This is a genomic window from Dietzia sp. B19 (assembly GCF_014145155.1).
Classification (GTDB): Bacteria; Actinomycetota; Actinomycetes; order Mycobacteriales; family Mycobacteriaceae; genus Dietzia; species Dietzia natronolimnaea.
Map to the genome: position 1 here is coordinate 1 of NZ_JAALED010000241.1, position 2152 is coordinate 2152.

General features: G+C 73.2%; 2 protein-coding genes and 1 pseudogene. All 3 read right to left on the reverse strand.

Annotation, left to right across the window (positions count from 1 at the left end):
- Window positions 1-110 precede the first annotated feature (110 nt).
- Window positions 111-1064: a DUF5926 family protein gene (locus G6020_RS07865; RefSeq protein WP_182610244.1), complete on the reverse strand. Its 954-nt coding sequence runs from the start codon at window positions 1062-1064 to the stop codon at window positions 111-113.
- 56 nt (window positions 1065-1120) lie between these two features.
- Window positions 1121-1933: a glycerophosphodiester phosphodiesterase family protein gene (locus G6020_RS07870; protein WP_182610245.1), complete on the reverse strand. Its 813-nt coding sequence runs from the start codon at window positions 1931-1933 to the stop codon at window positions 1121-1123.
- Between the two features lie 3 nt (window positions 1934-1936).
- Window positions 1937-2152 (reverse strand): annotated as a pseudogene (locus G6020_RS07875) (hypothetical protein); the annotation flags it as partial.

Here is a 2152-nt window from a genome sequence, read left to right on the forward strand (position 1 = left end):
CGGTCGGCCACGCCGGCCACACCCCCTCCGCCACACGTCCGGCCGGCGACCCGGTGGTCGCCCGAGGGGATACTAGAGGCCCGTGGGCCCCGTCGGGGGCCGGTGCCGGGTCAGCGCAGGGTGACCTGACGTGCTCTCAGGCCGTCGCGCGACGCGCGCTCGTCGGAGCTGAGCGGACCGTCCTTCGCCAGGGCCTCGCCCAGTCGCGCGTCGAGCTCCAGCAGTCCCGGCGCCCACTCCTGATGGTGCATCTCCGGGTCCAGGTCGAACACCGGCACGAGCAGCCCGTGGGTACGGAACGACCCCGCGAACCGGGACCCCTCGCCCAGGTGGAGGCCGCCGGCGGAGTGCACGCGCGCGAGTGCCTCGAACAGCGCGTCCTCGTCCTCCGGGCGCACCCAGCGGACGTGGGCCTTCTCGCCCGCGTCGACCCACCAGGCCGCCTCGATGCCGTCGGCCGCGACCCTGGCGGAGGGCATCATGACCTCGTTGGCGTTCTTGATGGCCTGGGCGATCTCCGGCCTGACCTGGGCGCCCTCGGCGAGCCACCAGGAGAAGTCGCCGTGCACCGCGATCTCGAGCGGGGCGTCGGCGACCACGACGTCCTCCAACGCCGGGGTGGACTCGTCCGGGTGGGAGGACGTCAGGGTCTCCCCTCCCCCGGCACGCGAGGCCCAGTCCACCGCGTAGGCCAGGTCGGCCGCCGGATCGGGTCCGTGGACCTGCACCTGGAGACCCACCATGGCCTCACCGCCCAGCTCGTCGTCGCGCACCAGGCCGGCGATGGCCCCCGGCAGGACGGTCGCCAGGATGATCTCCCGCTTCTCGGCGGTGGTGGTGAGTCGCGCGGTCGCCGACGGCACGAACTCGCGCATCGCGACCATGTCGCACTCACCGGCGAACCCGGCGAACGGCCGGGGTTCCGTGCTCAGTTCCTCACGCTCGGCCGCGCGAGCGGCGATCTTGGCCTGGCGGTTGCCGCCGGACTTGGGCTCATTATGGCGCTGACGTCTACCCACGGGCACCACGATACGGTGCGCCCGCGCGGCCCGCCCCCCGGACATCGCACTCTGATGCCGTCAGCGCACGGGGGCCCCGGATCGGGTCGGCCGTGACGGGGTCAGTCGCGACGCGTGGGCCCGTCCAGGACGCCCCGGGCCCGTGACGGGACGTTGGTGGCCACCCACTCCACGCCCAGGTCGCGGCACAGGAGCATGTCCGCCGGGTCGTCGACGGTCCAGCAGTAGGTCCCCATCCCCCGCGACCTCCAGTACTCGACCAACCACGGCCGCGCCCGGAGCGCGCCGATGCTCGGGCCCATCAACTGGGCGCCGAACCCCTCGGCCGGCCACGACTTGAGGACGTTGCCGCGCTCGCGGAGCTGCACGGTCGGCACCTGCGGGGCCAGTTGCCTGAACCGTCGCACCGCCATCACGGAGAAGCTCATCATGAGCGCGCGGGACTCGGCGTGCGAGGCGGGCCGGTCCAGACCGAAGTACCTCAGCTCGTCCCGGAGCGCGACCTCGACGCGGCCGCCGGTGGGCACCGGGTGCTTGGTCTCCAGGAACAGCTTCACGTGCGGGTACGCCTCGGCCATCACCAGGAGACTGCGCAGCGTGAGGAGTGGTTCGGGCCGGCGGTGCACCGGATGCCAGGAGCCCAGGTCGAGGGCGGACAGCTCGTCCAGGGTGCTGGAGTGGACCCAGACGTCGCGGTCCGCCACGCGCGCGGTCCGGGGATCGTGCAGGAGCACCGGGACGCCGTCGGAGGTGAGCCGCACATCCACCTCGAGCGCCTCTGCGCCCTGCTCGAGGGCCTTCTCGTAGGCGACGAGCGTGAGTTCGGGGAACTCGGCCGAGGCCCCTCTGTGGGCGACGACCCCGCTGCCGGTGGACACCGTGGACCGCAGATGTGTGGTCGCGGGGACCGTCACGTCTCACTCCTCTCGAGCCGGGGACGTCTCCACGATGCCCCGCGGGAGAAGCCGCCGGGTGAACCGCGGGGAAGGCTCATCGAAACTCCGCATGGCGGTCCGGGTCTCACGCGCCGCCCACACCGCGGCGGCCGCCGCGAGCGCGGTGAGGAGAACCGTGTCCGCCGCGGCCTGCGAGCCCTCACCCGTGCCCCGCCACAGTGCGAGCGCGACCGCGAT